General features: G+C 72.7%; 17 protein-coding genes. 11 read left to right on the forward strand and 6 right to left on the reverse strand.

Going from position 1 to position 14,554, the window contains the following annotated elements:
* Nucleotides 1-109 precede the first annotated feature (109 nt).
* A complete protein-coding gene (locus tag ACLIBK_RS00625; protein WP_415385270.1) occupies nt 110-991 on the forward strand; it encodes an aldo/keto reductase in 882 nt (293 codons plus the stop codon).
* Entirely contained in the window at nt 988-2,127 is a 1,140-nt protein-coding gene (locus tag ACLIBK_RS00630; RefSeq protein ID WP_415385271.1) for a glycosyltransferase family 4 protein, read from the forward strand. Before ACLIBK_RS00625 ends, ACLIBK_RS00630 begins: the two co-directional genes overlap by 4 nt.
* Here the strand turns inward: ACLIBK_RS00630 and ACLIBK_RS00635 are convergent.
* Nucleotides 2,109-2,870 carry a glycosyltransferase gene (locus tag ACLIBK_RS00635; RefSeq protein ID WP_415385272.1) on the reverse strand — a complete coding sequence of 254 codons (762 nt, stop codon included), beginning with the start codon at nt 2,868-2,870 and terminating at the stop codon, nt 2,109-2,111. The two genes, ACLIBK_RS00630 and ACLIBK_RS00635, sit on opposite strands and share 19 nt — an antisense overlap.
* Before the next feature lie 125 nt (nt 2,871-2,995).
* On the opposite strand from ACLIBK_RS00635, the gene ACLIBK_RS00640 reads away from it, so the two are divergent.
* On the forward strand, nt 2,996-3,970 hold the full coding sequence (locus tag ACLIBK_RS00640; RefSeq protein WP_415385273.1) for a glycosyltransferase: 975 nt from the start codon (nt 2,996-2,998) through the stop codon (nt 3,968-3,970).
* Here ACLIBK_RS00640 and ACLIBK_RS00645 read toward each other — a convergent pair.
* From ACLIBK_RS00645 to ACLIBK_RS00665, 5 genes are all read right to left on the reverse strand, one after another.
* Nucleotides 3,954-5,324 (reverse strand): glycosyltransferase family 4 protein, encoded by a 1,371-nt coding sequence (locus ACLIBK_RS00645; protein ID WP_415385274.1) that lies wholly within the window; start codon nt 5,322-5,324, stop codon nt 3,954-3,956. The genes ACLIBK_RS00640 and ACLIBK_RS00645 overlap by 17 nt on opposite strands.
* Before the next feature lie 155 nt (nt 5,325-5,479).
* Nucleotides 5,480-7,333 carry an ABC transporter ATP-binding protein/permease gene (locus tag ACLIBK_RS00650; protein ID WP_415385275.1) on the reverse strand — a complete coding sequence of 618 codons (1,854 nt, stop codon included), beginning with the start codon at nt 7,331-7,333 and terminating at the stop codon, nt 5,480-5,482.
* Complete coding sequence (locus ACLIBK_RS00655; protein ID WP_415385276.1) at nt 7,330-8,010, reverse strand: hypothetical protein; 681 nt, start codon at nt 8,008-8,010, stop codon at nt 7,330-7,332. The genes ACLIBK_RS00650 and ACLIBK_RS00655 overlap by 4 nt, the downstream gene beginning before the upstream one ends.
* 11 nt (nt 8,011-8,021) lie before the next feature.
* On the reverse strand, nt 8,022-8,183 hold the full coding sequence (locus ACLIBK_RS00660) for a DUF1328 domain-containing protein (protein ID WP_415385277.1): 162 nt from the start codon (nt 8,181-8,183) through the stop codon (nt 8,022-8,024).
* Nucleotides 8,184-8,378: 195 nt separating this feature from the next.
* Nucleotides 8,379-9,110, reverse strand: a complete 732-nt coding sequence (locus ACLIBK_RS00665) for a PhyR family response regulator anti-anti-sigma factor (protein ID WP_415385555.1) — start codon at nt 9,108-9,110, stop codon at nt 8,379-8,381.
* Between the two features lie 51 nt (nt 9,111-9,161).
* Here ACLIBK_RS00665 and ACLIBK_RS00670 point away from each other — a divergent pair, with 51 nt between their 5' ends.
* The 8 genes from ACLIBK_RS00670 (at nt 9,162) to ACLIBK_RS00705 (ending at nt 14,514) form a co-directional block, all read left to right on the forward strand.
* Entirely contained in the window at nt 9,162-9,695 is a 534-nt protein-coding gene (locus ACLIBK_RS00670) for a sigma-70 family RNA polymerase sigma factor (RefSeq protein WP_415385278.1), read from the forward strand.
* Nucleotides 9,696-9,812: 117 nt separating this feature from the next.
* The gene (locus tag ACLIBK_RS00675) at nt 9,813-10,454 is read left to right on the forward strand and encodes a sigma-70 family RNA polymerase sigma factor (protein WP_415385279.1); all 642 of its coding nucleotides are present in this window, start codon (nt 9,813-9,815) and stop codon (nt 10,452-10,454) included.
* A 32-nt stretch (nt 10,455-10,486) separates the two neighbouring features.
* Nucleotides 10,487-10,660, forward strand: coding sequence for a NepR family anti-sigma factor (locus ACLIBK_RS00680; protein WP_415385280.1), 174 nt, complete (start codon nt 10,487-10,489; stop codon nt 10,658-10,660).
* Nucleotides 10,661-10,728: 68 nt separating this feature from the next.
* Nucleotides 10,729-12,450, forward strand: a complete 1,722-nt coding sequence (locus ACLIBK_RS00685) for a sensor histidine kinase (RefSeq protein ID WP_415385281.1) — start codon at nt 10,729-10,731, stop codon at nt 12,448-12,450.
* A 78-nt stretch (nt 12,451-12,528) separates the two neighbouring features.
* Nucleotides 12,529-12,810 carry a DUF883 family protein gene (locus ACLIBK_RS00690; protein WP_415385282.1) on the forward strand — a complete coding sequence of 94 codons (282 nt, stop codon included), beginning with the start codon at nt 12,529-12,531 and terminating at the stop codon, nt 12,808-12,810.
* A 6-nt stretch (nt 12,811-12,816) separates the two neighbouring features.
* Nucleotides 12,817-13,221, forward strand: a complete 405-nt coding sequence (locus ACLIBK_RS00695; protein ID WP_415385283.1) for a hypothetical protein — start codon at nt 12,817-12,819, stop codon at nt 13,219-13,221.
* Nucleotides 13,222-13,414: 193 nt separating this feature from the next.
* The gene (locus ACLIBK_RS00700) at nt 13,415-14,122 is read left to right on the forward strand and encodes an RraA family protein (protein WP_415385284.1); all 708 of its coding nucleotides are present in this window, start codon (nt 13,415-13,417) and stop codon (nt 14,120-14,122) included.
* Nucleotides 14,119-14,514: a hypothetical protein gene (locus tag ACLIBK_RS00705; protein WP_415385285.1), complete on the forward strand. Its 396-nt coding sequence runs from the start codon at nt 14,119-14,121 to the stop codon at nt 14,512-14,514. The genes ACLIBK_RS00700 and ACLIBK_RS00705 overlap by 4 nt, the downstream gene beginning before the upstream one ends.
* Nucleotides 14,515-14,554: the final 40 nt, after the last annotated feature.

Consider the following 14,554-nt stretch of genomic DNA (forward strand, 5'->3'; position numbering starts at 1 on the left):
GGGCGCTTCGGGCCCGCGCGGCGGAGGGCCAGCGGCGGAAGGCCTTGATCAGTGCGCGTCCGATGTTGTTTCGTGTTCGGACCTTCTCGATGGAATACCGGGCCGGACCATGCAGGACCTCGACGTGCTGGCCGCCGACCCGGCCGCGGCGCCGCTTCGGATCGCCGGCCACCGGGTCGGGCGGATCGGCTATGGGGCGGCCCTGCGGGTGGGCGGGGAAACCGGGCGGCCCGGGCGCTTCCCCGACCCGGCCGCAGCGCGAGGGCTGCTGCGCCGCGCCGTGGCGCTGGGCGCGACCCTGCTGGACACCGCGGACAGCTATGGCCCGGGATTGTCGGAGGAGCTGATCGCCGAGGCGCTGCATCCCTATCCGCCGGAGCTGCTGGTCGCCACCAAGGGCGGCGTGGTGCGCGAGGCCGACGGCACGCGCGCCCGGCTGGATGGCCGCCCTGCCCAGCTGCGCGCCGCCTGCGAGAACAGCCTGCGCCGGCTGCGGCTGGAGGCGATCGGCCTGTATCAGCTGCACTGGCGCGATCCGGCGGTGCCCTTTGCCGACCAGCTCGGGGCGCTGGCCGAACTGCTGGCGGCGGGCAAGGTGCGGGCGGTCGGGCTGTGCAATCTCGGCCTGGCGGAGCTGGAAGCGGCGGAGGCCGTGCTGCCGGTGGCGGCGGTGCAGTGCCACCTCAGCCTGGGTTATGCCGGCAGCGACGCGCTGCTGGACCGTTGCGCCGCGCGCGGCATCCCCTTCATCGCGCATGGCCCGCTGGCCGTGCTGCGCGGCGGCGCGGAGCCGCGGGCGGAGGCGCTGGGCCGGGTGGCACGCCGGCTGGACGCGACGCCTGCGCAGGTGGCGCTGGCCTGGGTGCTGCACCGGGCGCCCAACGTGGTGGCGATTCCCGGCACGCTGCGGCCCGACCACCTGGAGGAGAATTTCCGTGCCGGCACCCTCGCGCTGTCGGCGCGCGACCTCGCGGAGCTGGCCGCGGCATGAGGACCGTGCTGGTGGTGGACCGCTTCGACCCGCTGGGCGGCGGGCTGGAGCGCTGGACCGCGCGCCTCGCGGCACACCTGCTGGAAGCCGGGCACGCGGTGGAGGTGGTGACCTTTGCCGTCGGGGAGCATGGGCTCCCGGTCCGCGTGCACCAGCTGCCCTTCGCGCGCTCGGTGCTGGCGCGCGGGCGGCTGATCGAGCGCTGCCTGGCGGGGCTGCGGCCGGCGGTGGTGCACGACACCGGCAGTGGCTGGTCGGGCGACGTGTTCCACCCGCAGACCGGTTCGCATCTCGGCAGCCTGGACCGGGAGATCGCCTCGCACCCGCCGCTGCGGCGGCTCAAGGCGGCGGTGTCGCCGCGGACCAATCTGCGGCGCTGGCGGCTGCGCCGGCTGGAAGCGCTGCAGGCGGCGCGGGCCCGGCGGGTGGTGGCGGTGTCGCACCGCATCCGCCGCGACCTCGCCGCCCGGCACGGCCTGTCGGAGGAGCGGATCGCGGTGATCCACAACGGCGCCGACACCGCCCGCTTCGCGCCGGAACGGATCGGCGGGTTGCGCGAGGCGGCCCGGCGAGAACTGGGCCTGGCGGAGGGCGGCGTGCTGTTCCTGGGTGCCGCGCACAACCTGCGGCTCAAGGGCATGGACACGGCGATGCGGGCGCTGGCGGCGCTGCGGGCGGCGGGGGCCGAGGCGCATCTCGCCATTGCCGGCGGCGCGGCGGATGCGCACTGGACCGGGCTGGCGGCGGAGCTGGGCGTGGCGGACCGGGTGCGCTTCCTCGGCCAGGTGGACGAGATGGCGCCGCTCTTTGCCGCGGCGGATGCCTTCGTGCATCCGACCCGTTGGGATGCCTGCTCGCTCTCCACCATCGAGGCCGCAGCCGCCGCCCTGCCGGTGATCACCACCGCGATGAACGGCGCGGCCGAGCTGATCCGGGACGGGGAAACCGGCTTCGTGCTGTCCGACCCCGAGGATGCCGGGGCGCTGGCGGCCCGGATGCGGCTGCTGCTGGACGGGGCGGCGCGGCGGCGGATCGGCGCGGCGGCGCATCTCGCCGCGCAGGGGCACGACATCCGCGACAACCTGCGCGCGGTGGAATCCCTGTTGTTCGAGGCGGCTCAGCCGGCCACGCCATAGGCGCCGCGCAGCCGTGCCAGCAGCGGGTCGAGGTAGCGGGCGCGGCTGACCTCGCCATCGGTTTCGCGGATCACCTCGGCCTCGTTATGCGTCAGGCGCGACACGTACCAGGCGTGGAACACGCCGCCGGCCACGGTGGGCACGCGGGGATGGCCGACGTCGAATTCGCGGCAGAAGGCGATGGGGTGTTCCACCACGCCCTTGCCGGCGGCCAGGACGCGGATGGTGGCTTCCTCGCCGGTGTCGGTGTCGTCGCCGCGCAGCTTGCGCAGCACCACCAGCCCGCCGAGGTCGGATTTGAAGAAGGCCATGAAATGCGGGTGCACGTACCAGCCATGCGGGTTGCCGCGGTGCTTGTCGCGAAAGATCGCGCCGGCCAGACGGTGGTGCGCGTCCAGCCGGTCGGCGCTGTCGCGGAGCCAGTTCGCGTCGATCGGGTGGGCGTCGCTGTCCAGCAGCACGATGCGGTCGTAGCGGGCCGCCCGGGCGCCGTATTCCGCCGCCTCGCCGTGGCGGTGGCCGCGCTGCCAGAACCATTGCCGGTGCGTCAGCAGCCGCGCGTCGGGCTGCGCCCGCACCCAGGCGCGGGTGCCGTCGTGCGAGCCGCGGTCCACCACGATGATCTCGTAGGGGCGCGGGCCGGCCAGGGCCCGCACCTGCTCCACCAGCAGCCGCACGAAGAACAGCCCGTCATTGGCGACGGTGACGATGCTGACCGCGGGCAGCGGCGATGCGTCGGACACGCGGCAGGACCTTTCGGATGGCGTCGCGGCGCAGCCTACGGGCATTCCGGGCCGAGGGGGATGGTTGCGGCAGCGGCACGGCACGATTCACCGAAGTTTCAGGACGGAAGCTGGGGGGAAGGGCGTTGAGGACCCCGGCCGTCAGCGTGGTGCTGCCCGTGCGCGACGGCGCGCGCTTCCTGGAAGCGGCGGTGAACAGCATCCTCGGCCAGAGCCTGCGGGAGCTGGAGCTGCTGGTGGTCGATGACGGTTCGCGCGACGAAACCCCCGCCATCCTGCGCCGGCTGGCCGCGGCGGACGCGCGGCTGCGGGTGCTGTCGGGCCCGCCGCTCGGCCTGGTGCCGGCGCTGAACCGCGGGCTGCGCGAGGCGAGGGCCCCGCTGGTGGCGCGCATGGATGCCGACGACGTGGCGGCGCCCGAGCGGCTGGCGCGGCAGGTGGCGGCGCTGGAGGCCGCGCCGGAGGTGGCGCTGCTGGGCACCGGCTGGCGCGTGGTGCGGGCGGATGGCCAGCCGCGACGGGACGTATCCCCGCCCACCGGGTCGGAGGCGATCCGGGCGGCGCTGGTGCGGGCCAACCCGATCGCGCATCCCACCGTCATACTGCGTCGCGCGGCGGTGCTGGGTGTCGGCGGCTATCGCCCGGCCTTTCGGCTGGCGGAGGATTTCGACCTCTGGCTGCGGCTGGCGGAGCGGCACGAGCTGCGCAACCTGCCCGAACCCCTGCTGGATTACCGCGAGCATGCCGGACAGTCCGCCTGGCAGGCGCTGGAGCAGCGTGCCCTGTCGGAGATGGGCGCGCTGGCCGCCGCCGCCCGCCGGCGGGCGGGTGGCGCGGACGGCGCCGATGGGCCGGGGCCGGTGGATCGCGCGTTGCTGCGGCGCCTCGGGGTGACGGCGGAGGCGATCCGCGACGGGCTGCTCGCCCGCGCGCTGGGCACGGCCAAGGACGCGCTGCGGGCGGAGCAGTTCGCGGCGGCCCGGGCGGCGGTGGCGCTGGGGCTGCAACAGCCCGGGCTGCGGGCGCGCACGCGGCTGCACCTGTGGGTGCTGCGGCTGCGGGCCGCCCATCCGTGGGGCCGCGTCAGCCGCGGCGGGTGAGGGCCGCGGCGGCTTCCAGGATGGCGGCCGCCGCGGTGTCCCAGTCCGGATGGGCAAAGCCGGCCCGGATACCCACGGCGACGGAGTCGCGCGACGCGGGGTGCTCGATCCACTCCGCCAGGGCCGCTTCCCAGGCACCTGCGTCCTCGGGGTCCAGGCAGGGCGCCAGGCCGCCCACGGTTTCCGGCACCGCGCCGCCGGTGGAGGCCAGCACCGGCTTGCCGCGGGCGAAGGCCTCGATCACCGGCAGGCCGAAGCCCTCGTAGCGCGACGGGTAGAGGCAGAAGGCGGCGCCATCGTAGAGCGCGTCCAGCTCCGCCTCCGCCACGCCGGACAGGTGCAGCAGGCTGCCATCCCAGGGCGCGGGGTCGGCCAGTTGTTGCAGCACCTCCTCCACCATCCAGCCGGGGCGGCCGACGAAGACCAGTTGGAAGCCGCGCCGCTGCGGCAGGCCGCGCCGCAGCAGGTTGCGCCAGGCGCGCAGCAGCAGGGCGTGACCCTTGCGCGGCTCGATCGTACTGACGAAGAGGGCGTAGTGCCCGGCGCGCAGCCCGGCGGGCAGGGGTGCCGCGGCCGGTCCGGGCGGCGGCGGGTCGAAGCCCAGCGGCAGCACGGCGGTGGCGGGTTCGGGCAGTCCGGCATCCTGGCAGAAGCGGCCGAGATCGGCGGCGATGCAGCGGGCGTTCACCACCACGAGGTCGGCGAGCGGCAGGACCCGGCGCCAATGGTCGCGCACCAACCGCACGTCCTCCTTCCGGAAGAATTGCGGGTGGGTGGCGGGGATCAGGTCGTAGCACAGGGTGGCGTAGCGGAATCCGTGCCGCCGCTTCATCTCGCCGAGTTGGGCTGCGTCGAGGTGGAACCAGTCCGAGCCGGCGGAAAGCAGCACATCGCCGGGGCCGGGCACCACCGCCTCGCCCAGGGCGAGGTCGGCGGGGACGTGGGCGATGCGGCGTCCGCCGGCGTCGCGCAGCGGGGTGCCGTGGCGCCGCGGCGCCAGGATCGCGCGCTGCAAACCATCCGCCAGCCCGGCCAGGAGGGGCGAGCGGGTGAGCAGGCGCCGGCGTTCCAGCCAGCTGACCACCGGCTGCCGCGAGGGCACCAGGGCGCGCCAGCCGGAGCGCGCGCGCCCTTCGCCGCCGGTGTCCACCGCGCCGAGCCAGCCGGTCACCAGCTCGGCCCATTCCGGTTTCAGGCTGCGGAAGCGGCCTTCGGCGCGATCGAAGAAGGACAGCAGCGTGCCTGGGCGGCGCAGCGCCCGTCGCGCCAGGGCGTGTTCGACGCGCGCGATGCCCACCGGCGGGCCGGTCCAGCGCGCCAGGGAGGATACGTCGAGGATCAGCCTGCCGCCCATCGCGGGGGCTGCGGTCGGGGGCGGGGGGGCGGTCACGGCGGCACCCCGGTTATCCGTGGCAGCATGGCGCGGCGCGGCATCGGGCATACGGCCTCATGGCGTGGCGCTGCGGCGGGCCTGCCGCGCCGCCGGCCGCTGCTGCCCGGCGGGTCAGGTCACACGCGCTCCATCACCGGCGGCGTGCGGCGCCGCCGGAGACGCGGGAGGCGGTCGCGGATGCGGCGCAGCTTGATCTGCCGGCGGGCGCGCATGGTCAGGCGGGCGCCTTCCGGCCCGTGGTGCAGGGTCAGGGTGCGATCGTGGAAAGCGTCCAGCCCCGGGCGGTGGCCGATGGAGATCAGGGCGGAGCCGGGCAGCCCGTCCACCACCAGCCGCATCATGGCGTCCTGGTTGCCCTCGTCGAGGGCGGCGGTGGCCTCGTCCATGAAGATCCAGCGCGGCTTCTGGATCAGCATCCTGGCGAAGGCCAAGCGCTGCTGCTCGCCCAGGCTGAGAACCTGGTCCCAGCGATCCTCGACATCCAGCTTCTCCGTCAGCCGCAGCAGCCCGACCTGGTCCAGCGCCGCGCCGGCGACTTCGTCCGAAACGCTGTCGGCGCCGAGGGGATAGGCCAGGGCGGCGCGCAGCGAACCCAGCGGCAGGTAGGGCCGCTGCGGCATGAACATGGTGGCTTCCCGCGGCGGCATGCGGATCTCGCCGCTGCCCCAGGGCCAGACGCCGGCGAAGGCGCGGAACAGGGTGCTCTTGCCGGTGCCGGACTCGCCCTTGATCAGCACGCGCTCGCCGGCATGGATCTCGGCCGAGGCTTCGGCGATCACCACGGAACCGTTGGCGAAGGCGACCTGGACGTCGCGGAAGGACATGACCTCCGGCTTCTGACCGAGCGGTTCCACCGTGCGCAGGATGGTGGGCTGCTGCGGGTCGGCCACGGTGGCTTCCACCTGCCCGAGGGCCTCGCGAAAGGTCAGCAGCCGTTCCACGCTGCTGCGCCATTCCGCCAGCCGGGGGAAGTTATCCACGAACCAGTTCAGCGAGGACTGCACGGAGCCGAAGGCGGAGCCGATCTGCATCAGCCCGCCCAGGGTGATCGCGCCGGAGAAATAGGAGGGCGCGGCCACGATGGTGGGGAAGACGTAGGTCAGCATGCCGTAGGCGCTGGTGAGCCACATGAGCCGGCGCTGGCTCTTCATCAGGTCGCGCACGGCATCGGCGGTGCGCGACAGCAGGCCCAGCAGCCCGCGGCGCTCGTCGGCCTCGCCGCCGATCAGCGCAATGCCCTCGCTGCTTTCGCGGGCGCGCACGAGGCCGAAGCGGAAATCCGCCTCGCGCGAGGCGCGGCGGAAGTTCAGCCCCACCATCGGCTTGCCCACGAGATAGGTGAGGGTGGAGCCGACCACGGCGTAGAACAGCGCCGCCCAGACCATGTAGCCGGGAATCTCGATCGGCTGTCCCAGCAGCACCAGCTTGAGCGGGCCAGAAATGGTCCAGAGGATGCCGATAAAAGCGCAGAGCATCACCACGGCGTTGAACAGGCCGGTGGCGAACTCCACCGCCATCTCGGTGCTCAGCCGCGCATCCTCGGCGATGCGCTGGTCGGGGTTGTCGGCGTCGCCCGCCTTTTCCAGCTGGTAGTGGCGGGCATCGGACATCCAGTCCTGCAACAGCTTCTCGGTGAGCCATTGCCGCCAGCGCAGCTGCGTCAGCTGCTTGACGTAGAGCTGGTACACGGCCGTGACCATGGAGGCGATGGCGAAGCCGATGAACAGCGTCATCTGCCACACGAAATCGGCCCGGTCACGATTTTCCAGCGCGTTGAAGAAGTCGCGGTTCCACAGGTTGAAGCGGATCTGGATGACGATCTGCAGCAGCGTGAGGGCGACCAGGCCGAAGGCCAGCAGGCGCGCGGATTTTTCCTGCCAGAAGAAGCCGCCGGCGAGGCGGAGGAAGCCTCGCACTGCGCTGGTCTGGATCTGAGTCTGGGCCCGCGGGTCGGGAAGCGGCGGCGTCACGGACGCCTTCCGGCAGGGGCGGGCAGGGGGCCGAGCGTGGACAGGCTTTCGCCGATCGTCTCGGCATCGACGGCGCGGCCGTGCGGGCCGCTGCTGCCCTGCCCGGCGGCGGCGAGCTTCTGCCCGGGGTTGAGCCGGCCGCCCATGGCCGCGGCCACTGCCAGCGGCAGGCGGATCACCATGCCGTCCTGCAGGATGGCGCCCATCGGCTCGCCCTGCGGGGTATAGAGCGGGGCGACCACCTCGCCGGACACTTCCAGGTGGCTGGTGCCCGGCCGGAACTCACCGACGCCCCAGCTCGGGCGTTCCACGAAGCTGGGTGGCGAGTCGCTGTCCTTGGCCCAGGCCAGCATGGTGATCACCGGCGCGCGCCGGGCCCTGATACCCCACACCACGATGCTCGACCCGACCTCCACGGCGTGCTCGACCTCGCCGGCAACCTGCTCTGGCAGGATCACCTGCGGCCCCTCGCGGAACACCAGCCGCTCCGTCCGTCCTGTCGGGTCCATCAGGTAGCGATCCACCACGCCGGTGAAGGATGGCAGCTGCGTCGGGTCGAACCAGGAGGCCCCCGGCCCGGCGGGGGCAGGCGCGGAGCGGCTGCCGGGGTCGCCCTGGGCCAGGGCGCCGGCCGTGATCAGCGCCGCAATGCCGAAGGGCAGCCCCCAGCGGATCATCTATGTCCTGCTCAAATCCAGCCCTGGCCCAGTACCAGACTGGCCAGAAACAAAAGAATAAAGAGGACGAACAGGAACTTGGCAATCCCGCTGGCCGCCGAGGCCACGCCGCCGAAGCCCAGAACCCCTGCGATCAGCGCGATCACCAGGAAGATGACGGTCCAGTACAGCATGGTGGCGGCATCCGGGGTTTGTTGTTCCCGTTCAACGTTCTGCGGGGAGCGGCAGTTGCCCGCCGCCCGTCTGCCGCAACGCCCGGAGCGCCGCCCTTGCCCGATGAAGGGGCGCCCTTTCCCGGCGGCGGCTGTTCCCCGGTCCCGGCGCGACCCAGGCCGAGGGAGGGGATCAGCCGCCGGGCCGGGCGGGGGTCAGTCCAGCGACACCCCGGCGGACACCGCCTGGTAGGTGGCGATCGCGAGGGCGATCGGCTCGAAGGGCTTGCTGATGATGAAGGCGGGCTCCACCCGTTCCGCCGTCAGCAGGCGCTCGGGGTAGGCGGTGACGAAGATCACGGGGATGGTCTGCTCGCCCATGATACGCTCCACCGCCGAGATGCCGTCGCCGCCGGGGCCGAGGTTCACATCGGCCAGGATCAGCCCGGGCTTCAGCCGGCGCGCCAGCTCGACGGCTTCCGCCTCGTCGGAGGCGATGCCGACCACGCGGTGGCCGCAGCCTTCCACCAGCTGCTGGATGTCCATGGCGATGATCGGCTCGTCCTCGATCACCAGGACTTCCGTCGCGGCGGTGGCGCGCAGGGCGGCACGGGCGATGTCCAGCTCGCGCGCCGCCTGCTCGCCAGGCAGGCCCAGCACCACGGCGGCGTCGGGCAGGCTCAGATCCTCCAGCGCCGTGAGCAGGAGGAGCTGACGCTGCGCCAGGCTCATCGCCCCGTCGCGGCCCGCCACGGCCGCCCCGTCCTGCTGCACCTGGCGGGTCACGCCGGCATACAGGGCGAGGTGTCCGGGAACGGGGGGCAGGCCGGCGCGCAGGGCCTCCGCCACCAGCTGGTCGCCGCGCTCCTGCCCGCCGGCAAGGGCGCGTGCGTAGCGCCTGGCGTAGGGCAGGGTCCGCAGCAGCTCCCCCTGCGACACAGCGTTCATCATGCTACTCCCTTGGGCCGACGCCCCGGTGGACGCCATAGACGAGATAGGATGAACCGAGACCAAAGCGAATTCAGGGCAGGCCTGGCGAAACTTCTGCCCGACCTGCGCGCCTTCGGCCGGTTTCTCACCCGCGATGCGGTTGCCGCGGACGACCTGGTTCAGGAAGCCCTTCTGCGTGCTTTGCGTGCCGAGTCGCAATGGCAGGCCGGAACAAGCTTGCGTGCGTGGAGCTTCTCCATCCTGCGCAACGCTTTCTACGAGGGGCGTCGCCGCGGCGCGGTGGAACGTCGCGTCCTGGATGCCGTGCAACCGCCGGTCAGCGAGGCCGCGCGCCAGCACGACCGCATGGAGGTGGCCAGCCTGGATGCGGCGCTGTCCGTGCTGCCGGCGCATCAGCGCGAAGCCCTGGTGCTGGTGGGGGCACTGGGCTTTTCCTACGAGGAAGGCGCCAAGGTGGCGGGGGTCGCGGTGGGAACCCTCAAGGCCCGGGTGTCGCGCGCGCGCCGGGCGCTGGTGGAGCATTTCCCATCCGAGGCGGGCGGCGCGCCGGCCTCCACCGAGGGCGAGAATGCGGACCTTTGAGGGCGATCGGAAAAAAGCTGAAAAATCGTCCGGGGCGAGGCAACGGTTTTTCAGACCCGCTCATTGATGTCCCGAGAGCCGGCTGAGCCGGGTCGTTTCAAACGGGGGAATTTCACCGTGACGCACGCTGCTACCACCGAGACCGGCATCGCTCCGCAGGCCGAGTTCAGCTTCCACGACCTGCTCACCACCACCCTTCCCCGGCTGCGCGTTCAGGCCCTGGCCCTTACCCGGAACCGGGCCGATGCCGACGACCTCGTGCAGGCGGCGGTGACGTCCGCCCTGGCCGCCCAGACCTCCTTCACCCCCGGCACCAATTTCGGCGCCTGGATGTTCCGCATCCTGCGCAACCGCTTCATCTCCGACATCCGCCGCAAGCGCGAAACCACGGATCTCGACGACGTTCCCAGCAGCGCCTTTGCCCGCCCCGGCGCCCAGGAAGACAGCCTGGTGATGCGCGAACTGCGCATCCACATGGCGCGCCTGCCGGTGGAACAGCGCACCGCGCTGGTGATGGTGACCGTGCAGGGCATGTCCTACGAGGAAGTGGCCCAGGCCATGGACTGCGCCGTGGGCACCGCCAAGTGCCGGGTGTTCCGCGCCCGCCAGACCCTGCAGCGCTGGCTGACCGGCGAAGAGCGCAGCGGCGCCCAGAAGGCGGCCCGCAACCGCCGCGCGGCGTCCCGGACGCTGATCGCCGATCGGCAGCGTGCGGCTTCCGGTGCGGGTAAGGATGAGTCCGCAGCCCTCCTCGGTTAATGGAAGACAAGGGGACAAAGAAGGGGGGAGGCGTGTCCAGTCCGCGAGAAGGGCCGGCACCCTCGGGCCAACCACCCAAGGGCGCCGCCGACGCCGCGTTCAACATTTGGCTGCAACGTGGCTTGCACGCTATGTTCGACGACGTGGCCAATGAACCGATCCCCGAGGAATTGCGGCGCCTGATCGAGCGGGACCGCAACAAGTGACGCCCCCGCCCGCCCTCGCGCGCGGCGCGGGGCGGGTGAGGCAGTTCCTTTCGGGCATTCGCGGCCGGATGGTCGTCCTGCTGATGGCAGCAGGGGTGCCCGTGATCTTCATCGCGGCCGGGAATGCCTTCCAGGGTCGTGACGCTGCCCTGGAGTCCGGGCTGCAGCGGGTGCTGGTCGCCCGCGAGGTGGCGGTGGCCGAGAGCGGCGCCGCGCTGGACGAGTTGGATGGGTTGTTGCGGGCCCTGGCGCGCACCGAGGCGGTCCGCGGCGGCGACTCGGCGTGCGGTGATCTCCTGTCCCGCCTGACCGAGCTTCATCCAGGCCGCTACGGAGGCTTCTGGATCCTGGACGCCGAACGGCGTCCTGTTTGCATCAGCCATCCCGGGCAAACGCCGCCGATCCTGCCGGACGCTGCCCGGCTGGAACGGGCGCGGTTTTCCGACCGTCTGGCCTTCGGCAACTTCACCTCCGGCAGTCCAGGCGTCGCCTACGGCACCGCGATGGCGGCCGTGGCCTCGCCGCCTCCTATGCTGCTTCCTTTCGCACTCACCGTGGATACGCCGGAGAACGGACGCCGCGTGCTCGGCGGGACGCTGATGCTGAGCGGGCTGGCACCTCCGCGGACGGCGCGTCCGGCGGAACGGCAGACCTGGTTCCTGGATGGCAGCCGCGCCGCCGTGCCGCTGCCCGGCACCGTTCCGGGACGCCTCGCCCCGCCGGCGGCGATCCGCGACCTGCTGCGCACCGGCGAATTGCGGCAGGTTCGGTCGGTGGGCGGCGAGGCCATGGCCTATGCCGCCGCGTCGCTGGGTGGCGACCTCTGGGTGGTGACGGGCGAAGCGTTTGCCCCGGTGCAGGATGCGGCCTGGCGGACTTTGCTGCAGCGGCTCGCGGAGCTCGCCTCCTTTCTGCTGATCTGCCTCGCCGCCATCGTGATCGGCGTCGACCTCGCCATGGTGCGGCCGCTGCGATCCCTGGTGCAGCGGGTCAACGCCTGGCGGCCGGGGGTGGCCTTTGCCCGCGCCCCCAGCAGCACGGAACCGCGCGAGGTGATCGAGCTGGAACAGGCTTTCGATGGCGCGGCCCAGCTTCTCGCCGCGCGGGAGGACGAGCTGCGCGCCGCGATCGACCAGCGCGAGGCGCTGATGGCCGAGATCCACCACCGCGTGAAGAACAACCTGCAGATCGTCGCGTCGCTGCTGAACTTGCAGGCCAACCGTATCGCCGATCCGGCCGCGCAGGCGGAGTTCCGCGCCGCGCGCAACCGCGTCCGGGCGCTCACCACGCTGCACCGGCACCTTTATCTGCAGCATTCCTTCGAGGCGATCTCGCTCAAGCCCTTCCTGGAAGAGTTGACGGCGCAGCAGCTGGAGGGCCGGGGCGAGCTGTCGGGTGGCCGGATCACGCTGGAGGTCCAGGCCGGCGAGGTGATGATCTCCACCGATCAGGCGGTCTCGGTCGCGCTGCTGGTCACGGAGGCGGTCAGCAACGCGGTGACGCACGCCTTTCCCGGGGATCGCTCGGGCACGGTGACGGTGCGGGTGGAGCGTGAGGGCGCGGACATCCTGCTGAGTGTGCGGGACAACGGCGTCGGCTTCGCGGAGGTCGCGCGGGGTGCCGGTTCCGGGCTGGGGCTGCAGCTGCTGGACGGTTTTGCCCGGCAGCTCGGGGGCCGGTTGCGGCGGGAGCCCGGGCCGGGAACGGGCTGGAGCGTGCGCTTTCCCCTGCGCGAACGGGCCGCGCCGCCGCGCGTCCCGAGTCGCTCGCCCGCGGAGGCGGTGGCCTAGCGGAGTTCGCGCCGGGGTGGCGCAACCGGCGCTGAAAGGCGACGTTGCGAGTGGGATCCAGGCGACAGGAGCACGACGATGTCAGGCACGACACAGACCCACAGTTTCGACGATCCCTCCTCCGGCGACGCGCGGGAACAGATCGCGGAACTGCGCCGCAAGGTGGAGGGCCTGCTGGCCGACCAGGGCCAGAACCTGTCGCGCGCGGTGGACCGGGCCGAGGTCTATGCCGGCAACGTGGCCGACAAGGCGCAGCACCGTTTCGAGGACCTGCAGGACCGCGTGCGGGAAAAGCCGGCCACCGCCATCCTGATCGCTGCTGTTGCGGGCTTCGTGCTCGCCCGCATCCTGGGGCGCTAGGCCGTGTTGAGGGCGCTGCGCCTCGTCGGCATGGCGGCGCAGGCGGAAAGCCGGCGCCTCAAGATCCAGGCCGGGGCCAAGGTTTCCGGCCTTGTCTACTGGGTGGTGGCGGGGGTGTTCGGCCTGACCGCCTACGTGCTGCTGCACATCCTGCTGTACAACGCGGTGTGGCATTGGCTCGGGCCGATCTGGGCCGCGGCGATCGTGCTGCTCATCGACCTGGTGCTGGCCGGCGCCATGGCGTTTCTGGCCACGCGGTCCAGCCATTCCCAAGCCGAGGTGGAAGCGCGGGCCGTGCGCGACGTGGCGCTGGCCGGGGCGGCGGAGGAGCTGTTCCTGGGCGTGGCCAAGCGCAGCGCGCCCCTGGCCGTGCTGGGCGGCATCGGCCTGACCCTGCTGCGCCGCCGCTGACGTGATGGGCGCCGTGGCGGAACCGGGCCCATGCGGCGCGGTTCCGCCACGGTCTGCTTCGTAGCGGCCGCTTCGCGTCAGCCGGTGATCCGAGCGACGCGCCTTCCCGCCGCGCAGGCGGTGTTTGACCCTGGCCATCACCGTCGCGAGGATGCGCCACCCTGCCGGGACCTGCCCGGGAATGGAGACGCGCATGGCCGAGTACCCCTTCACCGCCGCCGACCTCGACGCCCTGCGGCAATGGGACACGCCCACCATCTGCAACGCGCTGGAGCTGGTGGTGCCGCACCGGCGCGGCTACGGCTTCACGGTGCGCCAGCTGGTGGCGGCCGATCCGCGCCTGCCGCCGATCTGCGGCCTGGCGCGCACCGGCACCATCCGCGCCGCGGCGCCTTCGGGGCGGACGGCGGCGGTGGACCGGGCGGCGCGGCTGGGCTGGTACGACTACGTCGCGGAGGCCGCGATGCCGACCGTGGTGGTGCTGCAGGACCTGGACGACACGCCCGGCACCGGCGCCTTCTGGGGCGAGGTGCATACCAACGTGCACAAGGCGCTCGGCGCGCAGGGCGTGGTCACCAGCGGCTCGATCCGCGACCTCGACACCAGCGCCGCCGGCTTCCAGCTGCTGGCCGGGATGGTGAATCCGTCGCACGCCTACGTTCACATCGTGCAGTACGGGCAGGAAGTCTCCGTGCACGGCATGGCCGCGCACCACGACGCGGTGGTGCATGCCGATCGCCACGGCGCGGTGGTGATCCCGCACGACGCCGTGGTGCGCATTCCCGCCGCCATCGACCTGTGCCTACGCCGGGAGCGACTGATCCTGGATGCCTGCGGGTCGCGCGACTTCACGGTGGAGGCGCTGAAGGACGCGCTGGCCCGCGCGGACGAGATCCATTGACGCGCTTCGCCCTGCCGTTGCTGCTGCTCGGCGCGGCCCTGCCCGCGGCGGCGCAGGAGGCGGGCTGGGAACGGTTGCTGCCGGGCGTCGCGCCCGCCCTGGCCGCCTGCCTCGCGGGGGCGCCGGGGAGCATGGTGACCGCGGCGGTGCCCTTGTCGGGCGGCCGGGTGCTGGCACGGGTCGAGGCCCGGGACGGGACGCGGATGGATTGCGTGGCCTCCGGCGGCACGCCGCCGCGGGTGGAGGATCGCCGCCCCGTGGGCGCGGCGCCGCCCTTTCCCGGCGAGGGCGACCGGGCCTTCCTGCTGGAACGGAACTGCCCGGATGCCCGCCGTATCGACGGGGCGGACGGGCGGCCGCTGGGGTGGCTGGCCTATCCGGCGTGCCGCTGAAGGCCGGGGGCGCCGCCGGTCCAGCGGGCTCCCCGGCCGG

This window comes from Roseomonas sp. BN140053 (assembly GCF_047690175.1).
Taxonomy (GTDB): domain Bacteria; phylum Pseudomonadota; class Alphaproteobacteria; order Acetobacterales; family Acetobacteraceae; genus Roseomonas.

What these genes read in the sequence shown, in the direction of transcription:
- ACLIBK_RS00665 (WP_415385555.1), bottom strand. Translation starts at nt 9,110, where the DNA reads ATGAACGCTGTGTCGCAGGGGGAGCTGCTGCGGACCCTGCCCTACGCC.
- ACLIBK_RS00700 (WP_415385284.1), top strand. Translation starts at nt 13,415, where the DNA reads ATGGCCGAGTACCCCTTCACCGCCGCCGACCTCGACGCCCTGCGGCAA.
- ACLIBK_RS00625 (WP_415385270.1), top strand. Translation starts at nt 110, where the DNA reads ATGCAGGACCTCGACGTGCTGGCCGCCGACCCGGCCGCGGCGCCGCTT.
- ACLIBK_RS00630 (WP_415385271.1), top strand. Translation starts at nt 988, where the DNA reads ATGAGGACCGTGCTGGTGGTGGACCGCTTCGACCCGCTGGGCGGCGGG.
- ACLIBK_RS00685 (WP_415385281.1), top strand. Translation starts at nt 10,729, where the DNA reads ATGGTCGTCCTGCTGATGGCAGCAGGGGTGCCCGTGATCTTCATCGCG.
- ACLIBK_RS00660 (WP_415385277.1), bottom strand. Translation starts at nt 8,183, where the DNA reads ATGCTGTACTGGACCGTCATCTTCCTGGTGATCGCGCTGATCGCAGGG.
- ACLIBK_RS00645 (WP_415385274.1), bottom strand. Translation starts at nt 5,324, where the DNA reads ATGGGCGGCAGGCTGATCCTCGACGTATCCTCCCTGGCGCGCTGGACC.
- ACLIBK_RS00655 (WP_415385276.1), bottom strand. Translation starts at nt 8,010, where the DNA reads ATGATCCGCTGGGGGCTGCCCTTCGGCATTGCGGCGCTGATCACGGCC.
- ACLIBK_RS00670 (WP_415385278.1), top strand. Translation starts at nt 9,162, where the DNA reads ATGAACCGAGACCAAAGCGAATTCAGGGCAGGCCTGGCGAAACTTCTG.
- ACLIBK_RS00690 (WP_415385282.1), top strand. Translation starts at nt 12,529, where the DNA reads ATGTCAGGCACGACACAGACCCACAGTTTCGACGATCCCTCCTCCGGC.